We start from the raw sequence: 20,523 nt of genomic DNA, 5'->3' as shown, positions 1-20,523 counted from the left end.
CGAAGGTCCCCCCATCAGCAGGAGTCCCGGTGACGCAGAGTGGACAGGGCGAGGAGCCCTCGCAGCGCGTGGCGCGCGAAGGCATCGTGCTGCCCTCGGACGGCGGCGAACCGCTGCTGCCGGGCATGACGGGGGCAAGCGGCGGCCGGCCGGCTCCGGTCCCGGCGGCGCCCCCGACCCCTGCCCCGAACCCGACCGGCGGTCAGGCCTGGGGGCTGCCGTGGGGCCCGGACACGAACCAGGACCAGGACCAGGACGACTACCAGGGCCAGGGCCAGGGCCAGGGCCAGTATCAATACCAGCCCCAGCCGGAGCCCCCGGCCCAGGTCCAGCCTCAGGCGGCCGGGGGCTGGCCGACGCCGCCCGACGCCCAGCAGCATCAACAGTGGGGTGACCAGGGCCGGTTCCAGCCCCAGCCGCAGCAACAGCCCGAGCAGCAGGCGCCGTCGGCACCGGCGTGGGACAACAACCCGGGTGCGTCCGGCGGTTGGGCCCAACAGCCCGGCTACGGCGAGCCCGGCCACGGCGCTCAGCCGGCCCACCAGGCGTACGGGCCGTACGGTGGCGCCCCGCTGCCGCCGGTCGAGGACGCGACGCAGTACATCCCGCCCGTCCCGGGCACCCCCGGGCCCGTCGCCGACCCGGCCACCCAGTACCTCCCGCCGGTTGAGGCGCACGCCCCCGGGCCCACTTACGCGCCCCCGCACGTCAACGAGGCGGCGACGCAGTTCCTGCCGCCTGTGAGTCCCGGCGCGCTGCCGCCCGAGATGTCCGCCGAGGCGACCGCGTATCTGGGCCGCGTGCCGCAGGCGGCCCCCGGCGGCTCCGAAAGCGACGCCACCCAGTACATCCCGCCGGTGCCCGGAGGGTCGTACGGCACACCCCCGGGTGGCGCGGACGACCGTCAGCCGCCCTCCGACTTCGACAACCTCTTCCGCAGCAGCAGCAGCAGCAGCAGCGGAGCGGGCGCCGAGGTGCCGGCCGGCGCGACCCAGCAGATGCCCCGCATCCCCGCCCAGCAGCACCAGCAGCCCGCTCCGGGTCCCTACGGCCAGCAGGCCCCGTACGCTGCCCAGCAGGCCCCGTACGGCTTCCAGGCGGCCGGGCCCCACGCGTCGCCCCACGACATGGACGACGAGAGTGACCGCGGGGGCCGGCGATCGCGGGTGGCCGTCATCGCGGCCCTCGGGATCGGCATCGTGGTGCTCGGGATCGGGGCCGGTGCCATGCTGAGCGGCGGGGGCGGGGACACCGACAAGGACGCGGGCAACAAGACGGTCGCGGCGACCTCGTCCGCGCCGGAGGAGTCCAAGGCTCCGGCCGCCGACCCCGCCAAGGCGCAGGCCGTCGAACTGGACAAGCTGCTCGCCGACAGCAACAACAGCCGCGACGCGGTGATCAAGGCCGTGTCGGACGTCAAGTCCTGCGACAACCTCGGCCAGGCCGCCACGGACCTGCGCGGCGCGGCCCAGCAGCGCGGTGAACTGGTCACCCGGCTCTCCACGCTGGCCGTCGACAAGCTCCCCGAGCACGCCGCGCTCAGCGATGCCCTCACCAAGGCCTGGCAGGCGTCCCAGGCGGCCGACAACCACTACGCGGCCTGGGCCGACCAGACGGCGGGCAAGAACGGCTGCAAGGGGGGCCAGGCCCGTTCGACGGGGCAGACGCAGAAGGGCAACCAGCAGAGCGGTGTCGCCACCGAGCAGAAGTCCCGGGCGGCCGAACTGTGGAACACGATCGCGAAGACGTACGGCCTGACGGAACGCCAGTCCACCCAGCTCTGACCCGGCTCCGGGTCCGGGGCCGACCCGGCTCGGATCCGACGCGGTCCCTCCGGGAGGGGGGACCGTTCGCCTCTCGTCAGTCCGCCGCGTTCTCCAGCAGCTTCGTCGTGTCGATGAAGCCCTTGCGGGCGGCGACGAGGCGGCCCTCGCGGACGACCTGGAGGGTCACCTGCGCGTTGACCAGGCGCGGGAACCCGACCACCGAGAGCAGGTCCTCGAAGCGCCAGCGCAGCGTCGGGGTGAGGCCGCCGGTGTTGACGCGCAGGCCGTCGTCTAGGGCCCGCCGGACAGTGGTCGAGGACACCTCGCGGCCCTCCAGCGACTCGACGACCGCCTTCAGGACGGTGTACGCGATCCAGGTGGTCTGCACGCCCGCGTCCTGCGGGTCGATGCGGTTGTCGCCGAAGGCCTCCTCGTTGACGACCTTCTTCATCTCGTCCCAGCGGGCGTCGCCGGCCACCGGGTACCAGCCGGTGATGTACGAGTCCTCGTACGGGCCCGACTTGCCGCCGTTCGCGTTGATCACCGTCTGGTCGACGCTGCCGAGGACGGTCGCGGTGCGCACGTCCGGGTAGTCCTCGCGGTCGCGCCGGAAGGAGTCCATGAAGGTGTTGGTGCGGTCCCCGAGCGCCGGCACCACACAGCCCTTCTTCTCGTCGCCCGTGTTCGTCGTCCGTTCCAGGGCGAGCTTCGTGTGCGTCCCGTACTCGGTGGCAGCCTCGGCGGCCAGCTGGTCCAGCGCCGCGGCGTGGCCGCCCGCCTGCAGACCGGAATTGAGGAGCTGGGGCAGCTGGTCGCCCGCGATGGTGTCGGGACGGATCAGGGCGACGGGACCGCAGACGGCGGCGAGTTCCTTGCCGAGGCCGGCCAGAAGGGCGGGCGAGCCGCCGTTGACCGGGTAGGACATCGGGTTGGTGAACTCGTCGTTGGTGACGCCGTAGCCGCCGATGTAGGGGATTCCGGCGGAGGCAAGCGGGCCGAGGAAGTCGTCGCCGAACTGGCTGTAGGAGCCGACGACCGCGACCACGTTCTCGGCGGCGGCGCGCCGCGCGCACTTCGCGGCGGCCACCCGGTCGTTGTGGTCGTTGCAGGTCAGGACCTTGAGCTTGCGCCCGTTCAGGCCACCCGTGGAGTTGATCCAGCGCGCGTACGCCTGCGCCATGGCCGGCATGCCGGGCTTGTTGGTCGCGTCGGTTCCCTCCGGCGCCCAGGTCATGACGGTGACGTCGCCGCTCTCGGCGTCGGCCGAGGTGCCGGGTACGACCCCGCAGCCCGCGGCGAGCGCCGCGCACACGGCCAGCGCGCTCATGGATCTCGCGCGCGTGGACCCGGTGCTCATGGACCTGGGGGAGTTGGTGCGGAAGGTGCTGCGGGTGCGTCGCCTGCCGGTCATGGACATGCACGATTCCGTCACACAGCCAACCCGGATGTGACCCTTGGTCAACAGGCGGTGACGGGGAGGTGAATTACGGGGGGTGTTGATCTCATTTTCACAGGGACCGTACGATCGATGACCGTGCAAGGTTCGGAAGACTCTTCCCGTCGCGGCCGTCGCTCCCCCACCATGGGCGGCATGCCACTCAACGACATGCCGTGGTGGCGCTGGCGCAGCAATGTGCGCTCCGCGCTGCACATGCTCTCCGATCCGGCGTTCCAGCGGGACGTCTGGCTGGCCGGTGTCGACGGGTACGGGGACGTCACCGACGCCGTGTACCGCCTCGTCGAGGACACCTGGCTGGACAGCTGGTCCGCCGAGAAATACGTCGGCACGATCTTCCGGGACTCCCAGGAAGCCGCCCTCGTCGACACCGCCGTACTCCGTGTCCTGCGGATCATGCACCAGGTCGGTCCGGACGCGCCCGTCTCGGCCTACCTCGACCACGCAGGGTGGCCGGAGGCGGTCCGGGCGGCCCGGGACGCCCACGTCCGCCTCGCGGTGAGCGACGGCGAGGAGCCGGACGTCCCGCCGCGCACGCTGGAGGTACTGCGGATCCTGACGCGCTCGGCGTAGCCCCGGTCACGGACGCGGGCGCTCCGGTGCTCCGGTGCGTTCCGGGTGGCGGACGGGAGTCGGCCGTTCCAGGTGGATATGGGACCCTGTCCGGCATGAACGAGCAGTCCAGCGCAGCCGCGGCCCCCGCCGAGAAGTCCTCCGAGCAGTACGTCCTCACCCTCTCCTGCCCCGACAAGCAGGGCATCGTGCACGCCGTGTCGAGCTACCTCTTCATGACCGGCTGCAACATCGAGGACAGCCAGCAGTTCGGCGACCGGGACACGGGACTGTTCTTCATGCGCGTCCACTTCTCGGGTGAGGCGCCGGTGACGGTGGAGAAGCTCCGGGCGAGCTTCGCGGCGATCGGTGACGCCTTCCGCATGGAGTGGCAGATCCACCGGGCCGAGGACCGTATGCGGGTCGTCCTGATGGTCAGCAGGTTCGGCCACTGTCTCAACGACCTCCTCTTCCGCACCCGCATCGGTGCGCTGCCGGTCGACATCGCGGCGGTCGTCTCCAACCACACGGACTTCGCCGAGCTGGTCGCCTCGTACGACGTCCCCTTCGTCCACATCCCGGTGACGAAGGACACGAAGGCGCAGGCGGAGGCGCGGCTGCTGGAGCTGGTGCGCGCGGAGAACGTGGAACTGGTCGTCCTGGCCCGCTACATGCAGGTGCTGTCGGACGACCTGTGCAAGAACCTGAGCGGCCGGATCATCAACATCCACCACTCCTTCCTCCCGAGCTTCAAGGGCGCGAAGCCGTATCACCAGGCTCACGCGCGGGGCGTGAAGCTGATCGGCGCGACGGCGCACTACGTCACGGCGGACCTCGACGAGGGTCCGATCATCGAGCAGGAGGTCGAGCGGGTCGCCCACGACGTGACCCCCGACCAGTTGGTGGCCATCGGCCGCGATGTGGAGTGCCAGGCGCTGGCGCGGGCCGTGAAATGGCATGCGGAGCGGCGGATTCTGCTGAACGGGCGGCGGACGGTGGTGTTCGCGTAGGCGGGTGAAACGGGTTGCCTCCCGCTACCCGCTACCCGCTGCCCGGTAGGTTTCCCCGTTGGTCGTCGATGTTCTGACCACCGCCCCGGGGGCGCCGTCGTCCACTGGGCGATCCAACGCGAGGACCTGACCGCACGACGCTTCGACGGCACGGTCGCCACCGTCTTCTGGAACCCCTGAGGGCGGGTTCCGTCCAGGCCGACCACAACACCGTTCGGTCTGCCTCGGCGGTCGGCCGTACGCGGCACGGAGGGCTCGCCGGAGCGTTGACCGATCCTTCCGAGTTCGGGCGACACTGGTTGCGTGATTATCGAACGTGCGTACGCCCACCTCTCCTCGTACGACGAGGAAACCTGGCCTTGGTCGGTGCCCTGCGTCCGGCAGCTGCTCGACGAAGGGCTGCGGTTCACCGCACCGGTGACCTTTCTGGTCGGTGAGAACGGCTCCGGGAAGTCGACCCTGGTCGAGGCGTTGGCGGAGGGATTCGGCCTGGACTCCTACGGCGGCTCCCACGACTGGCGCTACGCCTCCTCGCGTGGCAAGTCGGCGCTCGGCGAGCGGATGAAATTCGACGCCGCCTCGGGTCGTGGGCGTCGTATGGCCACCAGCTGGTCAGCCCGCAAGGGCTTCTTCCTGCGTGCCGAGACCGCGCTGGACGCCCTCGGCAGGGAGGGGTTCTCGCCGGACCGGGTCAGCCATGGTGAGGGCTTTCTCGCGGCGTTCCGTGGGAAGTTCGTGCATGCCGGGCTCTATGTCCTCGACGAGCCGGAGGCAGCGCTCTCCTTCTCCTCGTGCCTCGAACTGATCGGGCACATCGACCGGTTGGCCAAGGAGGGAGGCCAGGTCATCTGTGCCACGCACTCTCCGTTGCTGACCGCCCTGCCGGGCGCGGACATCATCGAGGTCGGTGAGCACGGTATGCGGAGGGTCGCCTGGCAGGAGCTCGGCGTCGTGGATCACTGGCGCCGCTATCTCGCCGACCCGCACACCTATCTGCGGCACATCGTCGAACCGTAGACGGGTCCCCGCGCAGCAAGAGCCCGCGTCACATGGGTGCGGAAGGCCAGGCTCCACAGGGTGACGTGTGGCGCGGAAGGAAAGAGGAGCAGATCAAGAACTCCCGTCCCTCGCCGTGGACGCGGCCTCGCCCACCCTCGGTCTCCTGGAGCTCGGGCGCGTCGCGCGGACGTGGCCCTGCGGCCGGCACGCACGCCCCGGCGAGGGACCCCGGCACTTTCCTGAAGGCGAAGTCCCCGCATAGGTGGCGCCGGCCGGTGTCGGCGAGGCCCGCTGTCGGCTCGACGAGATCGAACGCGCGGGCCTGACCGGCGAGTTCGAGCGCGTCAAGCGGCTCGCCCGTTCGGTCGTGGCCCTCTGCGGCCACCACCAGAACCTCACCGGGGCGAGGTCCAGCTGAAGGCCTGCCTACATCCGGCTCAGCGAAGCCGCCGCGAACAGCACGTCCCTGATCGCCTCCCTGTCGCCGTCCTGGCCTGCCGCCGCTTCCTCCGGGGATACGTGGCCCGCTGCCAGTTGGCAGAACTCCACGCCGTCCAGGGCCACATGGGCCACCTCGTGGGCGGACGAGGCGAGGGCGGCCGGGGAGTCCAGGGGGATCAGCCATTCGCCGCCGCCGGAACCCTCGATCTCCAGGCGGAGGCTGCGGCCCGGTTCGCCGGCCGGGACCAGGTGGCGGGTCGTCCGGCTCGGCGCGGCCAGGCCTGCCTGGCGGCGGGCGGCCAGTGCCTCCGGGAGCATGCGGGCCGCGAGGTCGATCATGCCGTGGAGGTGGCGCGGGGCCGGCGGTTCGTAGGGATAGTCGACCGCGTCCGCGATGTCACCCGCGTGCACCCAGCACTCGAAGGCGCGGTCCAGCATCGCCTCGTGCAGCGGCAGTTCGAAGTCGCCGTACGACACCGGCAGCTTCCCCGAGCCTCCCCCACGACCGGCTTCGCCCGCACGGGAGGTACCCCCGACCGCGAACGACACCGTCCGGACGATGTTGTGGCTCTGCTCGCGCCACGGCACCCGTACGGAACGGGTGGGCGGGAAGTACGAGGCACGCCAGTACGCCTCCGTGCGGGACGCCGGAGTCGGCGCGCCCGGTGTCTTCGGCTCACCGGTGACCGGGTCGTCGAGGCCCAGCGTGACCGCGACCAGGCCGTCCACGCTCAGCAGATGGGCGATGACACCGGCGACCGTCGTACGACGGCTCGTCTGCTCGTCGCCCTCGAACCAGCGCAGCCGCACGGGCGCGTGCCACTCGGAGTCGCCGAAGTCCTGGAGCAGGGCGTCGAGGCGGGCGGTCTCCGCGTCGTACGGGGTCGCCCACTCCGGTACCGGGATGCGTGGCGGGCGCCGGTCGAGGCAACCCTCCAGGACGCGGGTGCGCAGGGTCGGGTCCAGGTCGAGAGGCTCCGGGCGTTGCAACAGCTCGACCGCTTCTCGCAGGCGCCGCGCCTCGTCCGCGCAGGCACCGCACTCCCCGAGGTGCTCCTCGACGGCCAGCGTCTCCTCCGGCGCGCAGGCGGCCAGCGCCCACGCCCCCAGCAGCGACCTCAGCACGTCGTGTTCCAGTACCAGCGGTACGAGGGGCACGCGTGTCGCGTCGGGCAGGGAGAGCCCGGTGTCCTCGACCGAGGAACGCGGCATCGGTATGCGGGGTGAGCCGTCGCCGACGCCAGGCGCCTTGCCGTCGCCGTTGTCGGGGCCTTGGGGGCCGTACCCCTCGTACTTCTCCCGGTCCCCGTCCTCGTGACCCGCGCCGCTCACACCGCACCCCCGTATTCGGGGGGTGCCCCTGGTGTGCCGGTGTCGTGGGCCGTGGACAGGAGTTGGAGGCCGAGGCGGAGTCGGCGGCGCGCCTCGGCCTCCGTGACGCCCAGGTCGGCGGCGGTCTGGCGGTAGTCGCGCCGCTGGAAGTACGCCAGCTCCAGGGCGGCGCGCAACGGGGCCGGCATCGACGTCACGATGTAGTCGGCGCGGGCGGCGACGGAGGCGCGGCGGACCCGGCGCTCCAGTTCCTCCATGGAGCCCGTGGAAGAACTGGATGAAGTGGAGGAACTGGAGGACCCGGACCCTCTGGAGGAACCTGTGGCGCCGGCATACGCGTCCGCGGGGTCGGCCAAGCCGCCTGCGTCGCCTGCGTCGCCCGCGTCGGCAGGGTCGCCCGCGTCGGCAGGGTCGCCGTGGGCCATTGCCGCCGTCTCCGTCTGGCGCAGGCGCTGTACCGCGAGGCGGTGGGTCAGGGTGGCCACCCAGGAACGCAGCGGGCCCTGCTTGGGGTCGTAGGCGTCGGGGTGCTGCCAGACGTGGGCGAAGACCTCGCGGGTGATGCGGTCGGCGTCCTGTTCGTCGGCGAGGACACGGTGGGCGAGACCATGCACGAGGGAGGCGAAACGGTCGTACAACTCACCCAGCGCGGCTGCCTCCCCGCGCGCGAGCCGCTGCTGCATCTTGCGGTCCCAGCGGGGCGGTGTGTCCCTCTTCGGCATGCTGCCCCTCACCCCCCTACGGCTGTCCAGGTCCGGCGGTTGCCCACCTTCTCCTCGAATGTAGTCGGCCCCTCTGACAGCCCACTCCGCTTTGCGGCATTCTGCGCCGTCCGGAGGGCCTCGGATGGTAGAGAACCGACGGGGATCGACCCATCACGACGCAATCTGAGCTGTTTTCGATCAAATAAGTTCACGGGTGACCGAAATAAGCCCCTGCAAACCGCTTGCAAGTCTCTTGCGGTCCGGGCCGAGCCGATGTGCGGTGTTTGATGACATGGCTGTTGGGCAGCCGCGTCGACAGGAAGCGTAGGTCGAGCTTCCGTTTCTGCCGGACGAGTCGGATAGAGGCGTGATGGTGGCGTTCAAGGTGACCGACGGTGAGCGAGGCGGCTGGACCGTGCTCCAGGTGTCCGGAGAGATGGACCTGGTCACCTCGCCGGAGCTGCGACAGCGGGTGCACGACGCCGTGGCCGAGGGCATTCACCGTGTTGTCCTCGACCTCTCCGAGGTCGTCTTCTGCGACTCCAGCGGCGTCGGCGTCCTCATCGCCACCCGTCGGCTGATGCGCTCCTGCCAGGGCCACCTGCGGCTGATCCTGCCCGCCCAGGGCGACGCGGAGAGCGCCCACGCCCACCACGTCAACCGCGTCCTCGGCGCCCTGGGGGTGCGCCGCCTCTTCGACGTCTACGCGGACGTCACCACGGCCGCCGACGAGACGGCGGAACCGCTCCAGGCGGCCTTCACGCGCGTGGGAGCGGCCCCCACGCGCGCGTGACGCCGGTGTCGCGGAATTCCCCCAGTCTTGGCACAGGCGTCGTCTTCCTGCCCCGGACCCCGCCCGCGCGTCGTACGCTCCGTGCGTGAAGGACCTCGGTGCGGAGGTTGAGACGCAGAGGCGAGTCGCAACGTAAAGCGTGTAAGACGCAGGCGCAGGACGCAGACGTAAGGCAGGCCCGACAGACATGGTCAACTCCGAGTACGGACGGAAGATCGCCGCCCGGTTCACCACGTTCGACCAGGACGGCAACGGCTACATCGACCGGGTGGACTTCAGTGTGGCGGCCAAGGCGCTGCTCGCCGAGTTCGGCACCCCCGCCCGGTCCGACAAGGGCCAGTCCCTCTACAGCGGCGCCGAGGCCTTCTGGCAGGGCATGGCGGGAATCGCGGACCGGGACGGTGACCAGCGGATCACCCGCGACGAGTTCGTGTACGGCGCCGTGAAGCGGCTGCACGACAACCCCGCCCGGTTCGCCGAGATCGCCCGCCCCTTCCTGCGCGCCGCCCTGGCCGTCGCGGACCTGGACGGCGACGGCGCGGCGACCCTCGCGGACACCGAGCGCGTCCTCAAGGCCCTCGGCGTGCCCGAGGACATCGCCGCCACGGCCGCCGCGACGCTCGACACCGATGCCGACGGCAGGGTCGGCGAGACGGAGATCGTCGACGCGTTCGCCCGCTACTTCGACGTCTCCGACTCGGACGACGGCGCCGACTCCGGCTCCGGCTCCGGCTCCGAGGAAGGCTCCGCGTAGCGCTCGCGCAGCTTGTACTTGAGCACCTTCCGCAGGGCATCGTTGCGCGGAAGGGCGTCCACCACCTCCAGCCGCTCCGGCAGCTTGTGCACGGACAGTCCTTCCGAGCGCAGGTAGGAGGTCAGCGCGGCAAGGGTCAACTCACCTGACCCTGCCGTCTGTTCCACCACCGCGCAGACCAACTCCCCGCGCTCCGTGTCCGGCAGGCCCACCACCGCGACGTCGCCCACCCCCGGATGCGTGTGCAGCAGGTCCTCGATCTCCTTGGCCGAGATGTTCTCGCCCTTGCGGATGATCACGTCCTTGAGTCGCCCGGTGAGCACCAAGTGCCCGCTCCCGGTGAGGAATCCCAGGTCACCGGTGCGCAGAAAGCCGTCCTCGTCGAAGGCCTCGGCGGTCTGCGCCGGGTCCAGATACCCCTGGCACACGGCCTCGCCCCGCAGCCGCACCTCGCCCTCCACCACCCGTATCTCCATCCCCTCCGGCGGACGCCCCTCCGTCGTCGCGAGGTTCTCGGCCGTGTCGTCCGGCGCCCCCATGGTGATCATCGGCACCTCGGTCATCCCGTACCCGTGCGTGAGCTCCACCCCCATCTCGCGTACGACGGAGTGGTAGACCTCCGGCGGCTTCGGCGCCCCGCCGCCCGCGAGCAGCCGCAGGGACGGGATCACCGGAACGCCCGGCTGTTTGCGCTGCTCGGCGAGGAACATGGAGTAGAAGGCGGTGGACCCGCCGGCCACGGTCACCCCGTGCTTGCGGTAGCCCTCCAGCGCGTCCGGCAGCGCGAACTGCTCGAACATCACCGCCGGGAAGCCGTACAGCAGGAGCATCACCGTGTAGTCGGGGCCGGCGATATGGGCGTACGGGAAGGCCATCGAGCCCACGTCGGACTCGGTGAGCCGCAGCGCATGCGCGAGACACGAGCCGCCCGCGATGAGCGAACGGTCCGTGTGGAGCACGCCCTTGGGGTCGGAAGTCGTGCCCGAGGTCCAGTAGATCCAGCGGACCGAGGTGCCGTCGGTGGGCGGGGGCGGCAGCAACGACGGCTCCCCGTCCGGGAGTTCGTCGCTGTCGTACGCCTGGAAGACGCCCTTCGCGCCGAGCCGCCGCGCCATCTCCGTGTGGTCGAAGCCGCGCCACACGCCCGGCACCGCGAAGAACTCCGCCTTCGACTCCCGTAGCGCGAAGCCGACTTCGCGGTCCCGGTAGAAGGGGATGACCGGGGACTGCACGGCGCCCAGGCGGGCCAGCGCGAAGGAGAGCAGGGCGGTCTCGATACGGGTGGGCAACTGCCAGGCGACGACCGTGCCGGGGCGTACGCCCATGTCGTACAGCCCGGCGGCCACCCGTTCGGAGCGGGCGCGGAGTTCGCCGAAGGTGAGGGAGCGGTCGTCCTGGAGGAGGACGGGCCGGTCGGGGGTGAGTTCGGCGCGCCGGGCCACCAGTTCCCAGAGGGTACGGGCCGAACCCAGGGCGAGTGCGGTGTCGACGGCGTTCACATTGCCCCCAGTAACTGACGGACCATCAGATTGTGCGGGGAGCGTAGGGCTTGGCGCCTTGTCGGTCCATAGGTGCGGGACTAACCTTCTAGAGGTGCCAAGAACTGACGGTCCGTCAGATAATCACCACCTGGCCAGGCGGAGGGGACTCATGACCGAACTGCCCCGCATCATCAGCGTCGACGACCACGTGATCGAACCCGCGCACCTCTTCGAGACCTGGCTGCCGGCCAAGTACCGGGACAAGGGGCCGAAGTCCTTCACCGCCGGCATCGGCGAACTCGCCTACGTGGGCGGCAAATACCGGATCACGACCGACCCCGAGGGCCCGGTCACCGACTGGTGGCAGTACGAGGACCTGCAGTTCCCGTACAAGCGGATCATCGCGGCCGTCGGGTTCTCCCGGGACGAGATGACCCTCGACGGCATCACGCGCGAGCAGATGCGGCGCGGCTGCTGGGACCCCAAGGCCCGGCTCGCGGACATGGACCTCAACCACGTCGAGGGCTCGCTCTGCTTCCCCACCTTCCCGAGGTTCTGCGGGCAGACCTTCGCCGAGGCCCACGACAAGGAGGTCGCGCTGGCGTGCGTGCGCGCCTACAACGACTGGATGGTGGAGGAGTGGTGCGGCGACAGCGGCGGCCGGCTGATCCCGCTGTGCCTGATCCCGCTGTGGGACATCGAGTTGGCGGTCGCGGAGATCCGGCGCAACGCGGCACGCGGGGTACGGGCGGTCACGTTCTCCGAGATCCCGACGCACCTCGGACTGCCGTCGATCCACTCCGGCTACTGGGACCCGTTCTTCGCGGTGTGCGAGGAGACCGGGACGGTCGTCAACATGCACATCGGCAGCAGCAGCCAGATGCCCGCCGCCTCCCCGGACGCGCCGCCCGCCGTACAGGCCTCGCTGAGCTTCAACAACGCGATGGCGTCGATGATGGACTTCCTCTTCTCCGGGGTCCTGGTGAAGTTCCCGACGCTCAAACTCGCCTACAGCGAAGGGCAGATGGGCTGGATCCCGTACGCACTCGAGCGCGCCGACGACGTGTGGGAAGAGCACCGAGCGTGGGGCGGGGTCAGGGATCTGATCCCCGAACCCCCATCGACGTACTACTACCGGCAGATCTTCTGCTGCTTCTTCCGCGACAAGCACGGCGTCGCCTCGATCGACGTCGTCGGCCGGGACAACGCCACCTTCGAGACCGACTACCCGCACGTCGACTCGACCTTCCCGCACACCAAGGAGGTCGCCCTCGACCATATGAAGGGCCTCGACGACGAGACCGTCTACAAGCTGATGCGCGGCAACGCCATCCGCATGCTCGGCCTCGACCTGGACAAGTAGTGGACCTCTCAGACACTCCCCAAGAGGCTGAGTTCCGCGCGCGGTTGAGGGAGTGGCTGGCCAAGGCGCTCCCCTCGCTGCCGGCGAAGCCCTCGCCCGACGACTGGCCGGGGCGGCGCGCGTACGACCTCGGCTGGCAGCGGACGCTGTACGACGCCGGGTACGGCGAGGTCCACTGGGGCGCCGACCCCGCCGTACGGATGATCTTCCTGGAGGAGACGGAGAAGGCGGGTGCGCCCTACGTCGGCGCGAACTTCGTCGGACTGCTGCACGCCGGCCCGACCATCGCCGCCGAGGGGACCGAGGAGCAGAAGGCCCGTTGGCTGCCGCCGGTGCTGCGTGGTGAGGAGGTCTGGTGCCAGGGGTTCAGTGAACCGGACGCCGGCTCCGACCTCGCGGCGCTGCGCACCCGCGCGCGGCGCGACGGCGACAACTACGTGGTGAGCGGGTCGAAAATCTGGACCTCGCACGCCGAAGTCGCCGACTGGTGCGAGCTGTTGGTGCGGACGGACCCGGACGCGCCCAAGCACCGCGGGATCACCTGGCTCGCCATGCCCATGGACGCGCCGGGCATCACCGTACGGCCGCTGCGCACGCTCGCCGGGTCGAACGAGTTCGCCGAGGTCTTCCTCGACGAGGTCCGGGTGCCGGTCGGCAACCGGGTCGGCGAGGAGAACGACGGCTGGCGCGTGACGATGGTGACGCTGTCCTTCGAGCGCGGTACGGCGTTCGTCGGGGAGGTCGTCGCCTGCCGCCGGGTGCTGGGCGAACTCGCCCTGGCGGCGCGGGAGAACGGGCGCTGGGACGACCCCGTACTGCGGCGGCGGCTCGGGCGGCTGAACGCCGACTTCCGGGCGCTGTGGCGGCTGACGCAGTGGAACGTGAGCGGGGCGAGCGAGGGAGTGCCCGGGGTCGGCGGGTCGGTCTTCAAGCTGCGGTACTCGCACGCCCGGCAGGAGTTGTACGAGGCTGCCGCCGAGGTCCTGGGGGAGGGCGGTGCGGCGCTGGATCCCGAACAGCCCTGGGTGCTCGACCGGTTGTCCTCACTGTCGTACACCATCGCCGCCGGCACCTCCCAGATCCAGCACAGCATCGTGGCCGAACGCGTTCTCGGGCTGCCGAAAGGACGGTGACATTCGCACATGCGTTTTCAACTCACAGAAGACCAGCGGGCGTTGCGGGCGGGCGTACGAGGGCTGCTGGCGGCGCGGTTCGGGCGCGAGCGGCTGCGGGCGGCCATGGAGGTCGAGGAGGTACGCGGGACACCTGGGATACCCGAGCTGGACCGTGGGCTGTGGCGGGAGCTGGGGACCGCCGGGTTCTTCTCGCTGCGGTTGCCGGAGGCGGCGGGCGGGGTCGGACTCGGGCTGCCCGAGGCGGTGTTGGCGTTCGAGGAGGCGGGCCGCGTACTGCTGCCGGGCCCGCTGATCGCCACGCATCTCGCGGCGGGGGAGGTGCCGGGGGCGGCGACGGGGGAAGCGGTGGTGACCGTCGTCGACGCCGGCGGCGTGGTGGAGTGGCTGGAGGCGGCCGACGTCGTACGAGGGGACGCGGCCGGGGCGGTGCCCATGCGGTCGGTGGATCCGCTCACGCCCCTTCACCGGGTGGCCGATCCGGACTCCGGCGACCGTACGGACGTACTCCTGACCTCACTCCTCACCGCCGCCGAACAGCTCGGTACCGCCGCCCGGGTGTGTGAGCTGGCCGCGCAACACGCCCGGACCCGTGAGCAGTTCGGGCGGCCGATCGGGGCCTTCCAGGCGGTGCAGCAGCTGTGCGCCGGGATCCTGGTGCGGGTCGAGGTGGCGCGGGCGGCGGTGTACGCGGCTGCCGTCACCGTCGATCCGGCGGACATCGCGGCGGCCCGGCTGCTTGCCGACGAGGCCGCCGTGCGCGGGGCCCGCGACTGCCTGCAGGTGCACGGTGGGATGGGCTTCACCTGGGAGTCGGACGTCCATCTGTATCTGAAGCGGGCGTGGCTACGGGCCCGGCGGCCCGGCTCGGTGACGGAGTGTGAGGAGGTGCTCGCCGCCGCGTTACTGGTCGAGGCGCGCTGACCGGCGGCCGGAGCCGGACTGGCCGGATTGGTGTCGCCGATCGTGGCGCGATCGAAATGTGACCGAGCTGTTGTGAGATCACTGAACGTCGATACCGGGTTGTGTCCTACGAGCGACTCGTCACGGCCCGGAGTCACGTGTTCGCTCCGGTACCTTCTGTGGCATGCGAGTGGTTCCGAGGTCGAGCCATCCCGGTGTTGCCCCTGAGGCGGCCCCGGATTCGGCGGTGTGCGCCGCTCGTGGGGCGGATCGGAGTTCCTCACCCGCCTGTTCGACTCCCCGCGGTGAGCGTCGCACAGTATGCCGCAGGCGTACTCCTTCGCGTTGGAATATGCCCGAAGCGCTTGTTGGCGTGACTGTACGTCAACCATGCTTTCTCGTAAGGGAATCACGTTCCGTGATCCCCGATCTGGCCGTTGGCCCAACCGTTGTTCTGGGCATGCAGAAAATGGCTACGATCGTGGCCCTCGTGCGGCGCGAGGCGATGTGTCCGCCGGTTCGGATGGTGTGAGCGGTGCAGGTGCTTCAAGTGCAGCTGGAGATCCGGCCCGACCCCGCAGAGGTGGGGCGGGCCCGGAGATGGGCGCGGTCCCGGCTTGCCGGGTCCGGGGTGGCGGACGACGAGCCGCTGGCCGAGACGCTGATCCTCCTCGTCTCCGAGCTGGTCACCAACGCGGTGGTGCACACCGGGTGTCCGGCGTTGCTGCGGCTGTCGTTCGAGGGTGTGAGCGGACCGCGGTCCGGCGCCGGGGGCGTGGCCGGCGGGCTCGTGCGGCTGGAGGTCGTCGACCTGAGCCCCTGTCCCCCCGTGCCCCGGCATGCCGAGGGCGACGAGACCAACGGGCGCGGGCTGGAGCTGGTCGACGGGCTCGCCGACCGGTGGGGGTGGAGCACCGAGGGTGTCGGCAAGCGCATCTGGTGCGAACTGGACCGCTGTCCGGCTCCGGTGCCGTGTGGAAGCGGGAGTTCGGTCGCCGCCCCGGTGGTCGCGGCGGCTGTCACGGCCGCCACCGCCGGTACTTCGTCCGCGTACGGGGGCATGGCGGCGTACGAAGCCGTCTGATCCGGAAGTCCTGCCGATGCGGCGCTCGGCGGGGCACGGGTGCAGAAATGTCCGGGTTCGTGGGCCTGGTGCGGTGCGGTGCGCCGGGGTGTGCCCCCGTGCGCGGTTGTCGCAAAAGGTGCGTAAGCGATAAATCCCCGAACGGGTGTTGACGTGACGTGACCGCGTGAACACGCTTGTTTCAGCGCGATCCGCCGTGAGGGGACGGCGAGGGTTCGGTGACGGGGCCCTCGGCGAGTGCGGTTCGTGTGTTCGGCGTCGGCTCCTTCAGGGGTGGGGGGCGGAGTGGGAACGCCGAAGGCGGGAGGCGGCGCGCGATGCCGTACTTGGGGTGGGCAATGGCGCGCCGCCGGCCGGCAGGGTCGGGGGGTTAGAGGACGGCCACGGGCGCCACGGGACTGCCCGTGGCGCCCGTGAACGGTTCCGGTGTCGCCGACAGCAGGAACTCGTACCGGTTTTCTTGTCCACAGGCTGTGGACAACTTTTCGAGATTCCAGTTCTGGCCCTGCGGCATCCCCATCTCCACCAGGTCGAGCGCGTGTACGGGCAGCCACAGATCATTCGATTCTGGCGGAAATATCTCAAAGGTGAGCGTGTCGTTCGCGACCGCCGCGACATCCCGCGCGTGGAACCACTCCGGTGTACGGATCGACAGTCCCGGCGAGGGATACATGTACGCGTGCTTGTCCCCGGCCAGGTACACCTGGATCTGCCCGGTCCGTACGAGCACGATGTCACCGGCACGCACGCGCGTGCCCGCCAGCTCCTCCGCCGCGTCCAGGTCCTCCGGGGTGACCGCGTGCCCCCCGTCGAGCCGGTCGACGCCCCGCGCGCGGGCCACGTCCAGCAGCACCCCGCGCGAGACGATGTGCCGAGCCTTGTCGATGCCGACGAACTCGGCGCCGGCGTGGGCCGTGATCGTCGCCGCCGGACGCCCGTTGTAGAGCCTCCCGGAGTGGGAGGCGTGCGCGAGGGCGTCCCAGTGGGTCGCGCACTGGAGTCCCAGGGTCACGACGTCGTCGCTGGTCGCGACGGTTCCGCCGCCCGGCGGCCCGAATATCTCCTGGTTGATCTGGACCATGGCGTGCACGGGGTTCACCCGGCCCGGAATCGCGCCCGTCTGGACGCCGTCCTGCTGGAGCGGGAGGGCGAGGGGGACGCGACGGCCCGTGCGGACGGTCGCGGCGGCGGCGCGTACGACGGCGTCGGTGATGAGATTGAGGGTGCCGATCTCGTCGTCCGCCCCCCAACGCCCCCAGTTGTTCACGCGTTTGGCGATGGCGTGGAACTCGGCCGGCAATGACATGAGTCCGGTCCTTCCTGGAGTCCGGTCGCTCCCGGGGCTTGCCTCCGGATATCCGCCGGGACATAAAATCTAACGGTCCGTCAGAAACCGCGGGAAGGGGCCGGACGTGGGGAACTTCTTGGCAGGAAAGGTCGTCGCCGTGACGGGCGCGGGCCGGGGGATCGGCCGGGCGGTGGCGCTGGGCGCGGCGGCCGAGGGAGCGCGGGTCGTCGTCAACGACTACGGCGTCTCCATCGACGGCGCCTCGCCGACGAGCGAGATCGCCGAGGGCATCGTCAAGGAGATCGAGGCGGCGGGCGGCGAGGCGGTCGCAGTCGCCGACGACGTGTCCACCATGGCCGGCGGCCAGCGGGTCGTGGACGTGGCGCTGTCGTCGTACGGGCGCCTGGACGGTGTCGTGTGCGTCGCCGGGATCCTGCGCGAGCGGATGCTGTTCAACATGTCCGAGGAGGAATGGGATCCGGTCGTCGCCACTCACCTGAAGGGCACGTTCACCGTGTTCCGGGCGGCGTCCGCGGTCATGCGGAAGCAGCGGGCCGGGACGCTCATCGGCTTCACCAGCGGCAACCACCAGGGGTCGGTGTCACAGGCCAACTACAGCGCCGCGAAGGGCGGGATCATCTCGCTCGTACGGAGCGCCGCGCTGGGGCTCCACAAGTACGGGGTGACCGCCAACGCGGTGGCACCGGTCGCGCGTACGCGGATGTCGGCGAACGTGCCCATGGAGCTGGCGGAGATCGGGGAGCCGGAGGATGTGGCGGCCCTGGTCGTGTATCTGCTGTCCGACCGGGCGAAGGAGCAGCGGATCACCGGGCAGGTGTACACGGTCGCGGGGCCGAAGATCGCGGTGTGGGCGCAGCCGAGGGAGTTGCGGGCGGCGTACGCCTCCGGCGGTTGGACGCCTGATCGGATCGCGGAGTTTCTGCCGGGGTCTGTGGGGGTGGATCCGATGCCGATGCTTGTGCGGTTGGAGGAGATGGAGCGTGCCGCGCGGGATGGGGATCGGCCCAACGCCCAGTAGCTCGGGGGTGCGGGTGGTTTGGCGGGTGCGGGCCGCCTGTGGCTTGTCGCGCAGTTCCCCGCGCCCCTGGGTGGGTGTGTGTGGGCGCCGGTGTTGAGAGGAGAGGTCTGTGGACTTTGGGGTCAGCGTCGGTGATGAGGAGTTTCGGGCGGAAGCCCGGAGTTGGCTTGGTGGGCATGTTGATGGGGCTCTTGATCGGCGTAGTTGGGAGCGGATTCTTGGGAAGGCCGGGTGGATCGGGCTTTCGTGGGGGGAGTCCGGGTTCGGGAATCGGGCCGCGAGTCTTACCCAACAGGTCGTCTGGGCCGAGGAGTACGCCCGGTCGGGGGCGCCGACGCGGTCCGGGCACATCGGGGAGAATCTGCTCGCTCCGACGCTCCTCGCGCACGGTACCGATGAGCAGCGTGCCCGGTTTCTGCCGCCGGTCGCGGCGGGCGAGGAGCTCTGGTGTCAGGGGTACAGCGAGCCCGGGGCGGGGTCCGACCTCGCCGGGGTGAGCACGAAGGCCGAGCGGGCCACTGACGGCACGTACCGGATCACCGGACAGAAGATCTGGACGTCCCTCGCTCATGAGGCGGACTGGTGCTTCGTGCTCGCCCGTACGGAAGCGGGGTCGGTGCGTCATCACGGGCTCAGTTTTCTGCTCGTTCCGATGGACCAGCCGGGGCGGATCGAGGTCCGGCCGATCCGGCAGCTGACCGGGACCAGCGAATTCAACGAGGTCTTCTTCGACGGGGCCCACGCGCGCGCGGAGCACCTCGTCGGCGGCGAGGGCGCCGGCTGGAGCGTCGCGATGAGTCTCCTCGGGTTCGAGCGGGGGGTGTCCACGCTCGCCCAACAGATCGGGTTCGCAGGGGAGTTGGGACGTGTGGTCCGGGCGGCCGTCGACAGTGGCGCGGTGGCCGATCCCGTCGTACGGGAGCGACTTGTGCGGCAGTGGGCCGAGTTGCGGGTGATGCGCTGGAACGCCCTGCGCACACTGGGCGGTTCGGGGGACGCCGGGGCGCCGAGCGTGGCCAAGCTGCTGTGGGGCGGGTGGCATCAGCGGCTGGGGGAGCTGGCGATGCTCGTGCGGGGCGCGGAGGCCGGGGTCGGGCCGACGGAGTGGTCGGCCGGGGCGCCGTACGAACTCGACGACGCGCAGCACCTGTTCATGTTCTCCCGGGCCGACACGATCTACGGCGGCTCCGACCAGATCCAGCGCACGATCATCGCCGAGCGCGTGCTCGGTCTGCCCAGGGAGCCCAAGGGAGTCGTCTGATGCGCGGTGTGCTGTTCGACGGTAAGCAGATCCAGGTCGTCGACGATCTGGAGGTGAGGGATCCGGGAGCCGGGGAGGTGCTGGTCGCGATCTCGGCGGCGGGGCTGTGCCACAGCGACCTGTCCGTGGTGGACGGGACCATCCCCTTCCCCGTGCCTGTCGTGCTCGGCCATGAGGGCGCGGGTGTGGTGGAGGCCGTCGGGGCCGGTGTCACGCATGTGGTGCCCGGGGACCATGTGGCTCTGTCGACGCTCGCCAACTGTGGTGCGTGCGCGGAGTGCGACCGGGGGCGGCCGACCATGTGCCGGCAGTCGATCGGGCGGCCGGGGAGACCGTTCACGCGGGGCGGGCGGCCGGTGTTCCAGTTCGCGTCCAACTCGGCCTTCGCGGAACGCACGGTGGTGAAGGCCGTCCAGGCGGTACGCATCCCGAAGGACATCCCGATGCCGTCGGCCGCGCTCATCGGGTGCGGGGTGCTGACCGGAGTGGGCGCCGTGCTCAACCGGGCCCGGGTGGACCGCGGGGACAGCGTCGTGGTGATCGGTACGGGCGGGGTCGGGCTGAACGTCCTCCAGGGCGCGCGGATCGCGGGCGCCGCACGGATCGTCGCCGTGGACGCCAACCCGGCGAAGGAGGCGATGGCGCGGCGGTTCGGCGCAACCCACTTCCTGACCTCGACGGAGGGTGTGCGGGAGGTGCTGCCGACGGGCGCGGACCATGTCTTCGAGTGCGTCGGCAGGGTCGAACTCATCCGCCAGGCAGTCGACTTGCTCGACCGGCACGGCCAGGCGGTCCTGCTCGGTGTCCCCTCGGCCACGGCGGAGGCGTCCTTCGTCGTCTCGTCGATGTTCCTGGACAAGTCGATCCTCGGCTGCCGCTACGGCTCCTCCCGCCCCCAGCGGGACATCCCGCTCTACGCCGACCTGTACCGCGAAGGGCGGCTGCTGCTCGACGAGTTGGTGACCGAGACATATCCGGTCGAGGACTTCGAGAAGGCGGTCGGGGACGCGGAGGCGGGGCGGGTGGCGCGGGGGGTGCTGACCTTCTGAGCGCTGAGGGGGGGTGCGGGCGTTCCCTTGAGCGGCTCCGGCGACTTCGATGACTTCGGTGTCCTCCGGTCTTGTCCGGGGCATGGCGGGAATTTTCCACAGGCTGCGGAAACTC

Annotated in this window: 19 protein-coding genes; 14 read left to right on the top strand and 5 right to left on the bottom strand. The window is 70.6% G+C overall.

Translation table 11 applies throughout. The annotated features are described in order from the left end of the window. The first annotated feature begins 29 nt into the window (after nt 1-29). On the top strand, nt 30-1,784 hold the full coding sequence (locus G3I56_RS19585; protein WP_164410600.1) for a hypothetical protein: 1,755 nt from the start codon (nt 30-32) through the stop codon (nt 1,782-1,784). Between the two features lie 76 nt (nt 1,785-1,860). Here the strand turns inward: G3I56_RS19585 and G3I56_RS19580 are convergent, their stop codons facing one another. Then, a complete protein-coding gene (locus G3I56_RS19580; RefSeq protein ID WP_164410676.1) occupies nt 1,861-3,177 on the bottom strand; it encodes an ABC transporter substrate-binding protein in 1,317 nt (438 codons plus the stop codon). Nucleotides 3,178-3,294: 117 nt separating this feature from the next. On the opposite strand from G3I56_RS19580, the gene G3I56_RS19575 reads away from it, so the two are divergent. The 4 genes from G3I56_RS19575 (at nt 3,295) to G3I56_RS43955 (ending at nt 6,201) form a co-directional block, all read left to right on the top strand. Then, a complete protein-coding gene (locus tag G3I56_RS19575; protein WP_164410598.1) occupies nt 3,295-3,795 on the top strand; it encodes a hypothetical protein in 501 nt (166 codons plus the stop codon). 95 nt (nt 3,796-3,890) lie between these two features. Continuing rightward, the gene (purU, locus tag G3I56_RS19570; protein ID WP_164410596.1) at nt 3,891-4,784 is read left to right on the top strand and encodes a formyltetrahydrofolate deformylase; all 894 of its coding nucleotides are present in this window, start codon (nt 3,891-3,893) and stop codon (nt 4,782-4,784) included. A 303-nt stretch (nt 4,785-5,087) separates the two neighbouring features. After that, nucleotides 5,088-5,801 carry an AAA family ATPase gene (locus G3I56_RS19565; protein ID WP_164410594.1) on the top strand — a complete coding sequence of 238 codons (714 nt, stop codon included), beginning with the start codon at nt 5,088-5,090 and terminating at the stop codon, nt 5,799-5,801. A gap of 244 nt (nt 5,802-6,045) precedes the next feature. Continuing rightward, nucleotides 6,046-6,201 carry a DUF6415 family natural product biosynthesis protein gene (locus tag G3I56_RS43955; protein WP_164410592.1) on the top strand — a complete coding sequence of 52 codons (156 nt, stop codon included), beginning with the start codon at nt 6,046-6,048 and terminating at the stop codon, nt 6,199-6,201. Nucleotides 6,202-6,209: 8 nt separating this feature from the next. Here the strand turns inward: G3I56_RS43955 and G3I56_RS19555 are convergent, their stop codons facing one another. Together G3I56_RS19555 and G3I56_RS19550 are read right to left on the bottom strand one after the other, a co-directional pair. Beyond that, on the bottom strand, nt 6,210-7,556 hold the full coding sequence (locus G3I56_RS19555; protein ID WP_164410590.1) for a zf-HC2 domain-containing protein: 1,347 nt from the start codon (nt 7,554-7,556) through the stop codon (nt 6,210-6,212). After that, nucleotides 7,553-8,278 (bottom strand): sigma-70 family RNA polymerase sigma factor, encoded by a 726-nt coding sequence (locus tag G3I56_RS19550; RefSeq protein WP_164410587.1) that lies wholly within the window; start codon nt 8,276-8,278, stop codon nt 7,553-7,555. Before G3I56_RS19550 ends, G3I56_RS19555 begins: the two co-directional genes overlap by 4 nt. Before the next feature lie 349 nt (nt 8,279-8,627). Between G3I56_RS19550 and G3I56_RS19545 the strand changes: the two genes are divergently transcribed. Continuing rightward, nucleotides 8,628-9,053 carry an STAS domain-containing protein gene (locus tag G3I56_RS19545; protein WP_164410586.1) on the top strand — a complete coding sequence of 142 codons (426 nt, stop codon included), beginning with the start codon at nt 8,628-8,630 and terminating at the stop codon, nt 9,051-9,053. A gap of 187 nt (nt 9,054-9,240) precedes the next feature. Continuing rightward, on the top strand, nt 9,241-9,807 hold the full coding sequence (locus tag G3I56_RS19540) for an EF-hand domain-containing protein (protein WP_164410584.1): 567 nt from the start codon (nt 9,241-9,243) through the stop codon (nt 9,805-9,807). Here G3I56_RS19540 and G3I56_RS19535 read toward each other — a convergent pair. After that, nucleotides 9,732-11,306, bottom strand: coding sequence for an AMP-binding protein (locus G3I56_RS19535; RefSeq protein ID WP_164410582.1), 1,575 nt, complete (start codon nt 11,304-11,306; stop codon nt 9,732-9,734). The two genes, G3I56_RS19540 and G3I56_RS19535, sit on opposite strands and share 76 nt — an antisense overlap. A gap of 151 nt (nt 11,307-11,457) precedes the next feature. Between G3I56_RS19535 and G3I56_RS19530 the strand changes: the two genes are divergently transcribed. From G3I56_RS19530 to G3I56_RS19515, 4 genes are all read left to right on the top strand, one after another. Beyond that, nucleotides 11,458-12,651, top strand: a complete 1,194-nt coding sequence (locus G3I56_RS19530; RefSeq protein WP_164410580.1) for an amidohydrolase family protein — start codon at nt 11,458-11,460, stop codon at nt 12,649-12,651. Continuing rightward, nucleotides 12,651-13,784, top strand: a complete 1,134-nt coding sequence (locus G3I56_RS19525) for an acyl-CoA dehydrogenase (RefSeq protein WP_164410578.1) — start codon at nt 12,651-12,653, stop codon at nt 13,782-13,784. The genes G3I56_RS19530 and G3I56_RS19525 overlap by 1 nt, the downstream gene beginning before the upstream one ends. Nucleotides 13,785-13,793: 9 nt before the next feature. Continuing rightward, nucleotides 13,794-14,708 carry an acyl-CoA dehydrogenase family protein gene (locus G3I56_RS19520; RefSeq protein WP_164410576.1) on the top strand — a complete coding sequence of 305 codons (915 nt, stop codon included), beginning with the start codon at nt 13,794-13,796 and terminating at the stop codon, nt 14,706-14,708. 514 nt (nt 14,709-15,222) lie between these two features. Further along, the gene (locus tag G3I56_RS19515) at nt 15,223-15,771 is read left to right on the top strand and encodes an ATP-binding protein (RefSeq protein WP_164410574.1); all 549 of its coding nucleotides are present in this window, start codon (nt 15,223-15,225) and stop codon (nt 15,769-15,771) included. 370 nt (nt 15,772-16,141) lie between these two features. Here G3I56_RS19515 and G3I56_RS19510 read toward each other — a convergent pair whose 3' ends face one another. Next, nucleotides 16,142-17,077, bottom strand: coding sequence for a cyclase family protein (locus G3I56_RS19510; protein WP_164410572.1), 936 nt, complete (start codon nt 17,075-17,077; stop codon nt 16,142-16,144). Nucleotides 17,078-17,183: 106 nt separating this feature from the next. On the opposite strand from G3I56_RS19510, the gene G3I56_RS19505 reads away from it, so the two are divergent. The 3 genes from G3I56_RS19505 (at nt 17,184) to G3I56_RS19495 (ending at nt 20,408) form a co-directional block, all read left to right on the top strand. Further along, nucleotides 17,184-18,098: an SDR family NAD(P)-dependent oxidoreductase gene (locus tag G3I56_RS19505; protein WP_164410570.1), complete on the top strand. Its 915-nt coding sequence runs from the start codon at nt 17,184-17,186 to the stop codon at nt 18,096-18,098. A 109-nt stretch (nt 18,099-18,207) separates the two neighbouring features. Continuing rightward, the gene (locus tag G3I56_RS19500) at nt 18,208-19,359 is read left to right on the top strand and encodes an acyl-CoA dehydrogenase family protein (RefSeq protein WP_164410568.1); all 1,152 of its coding nucleotides are present in this window, start codon (nt 18,208-18,210) and stop codon (nt 19,357-19,359) included. Continuing rightward, a complete protein-coding gene (locus tag G3I56_RS19495) occupies nt 19,359-20,408 on the top strand; it encodes a Zn-dependent alcohol dehydrogenase (RefSeq protein ID WP_164410566.1) in 1,050 nt (349 codons plus the stop codon). Before G3I56_RS19500 ends, G3I56_RS19495 begins: the two co-directional genes overlap by 1 nt. Nucleotides 20,409-20,523 lie beyond the last annotated feature (115 nt).

It is taken from the genome of Streptomyces sp. SID12488, assembly GCF_010548275.1.
In the GTDB taxonomy this organism is placed as follows: domain Bacteria; phylum Actinomycetota; class Actinomycetes; order Streptomycetales; family Streptomycetaceae; genus Streptomyces.
This window is presented reverse-complemented; position numbering and strand designations above follow the sequence as displayed.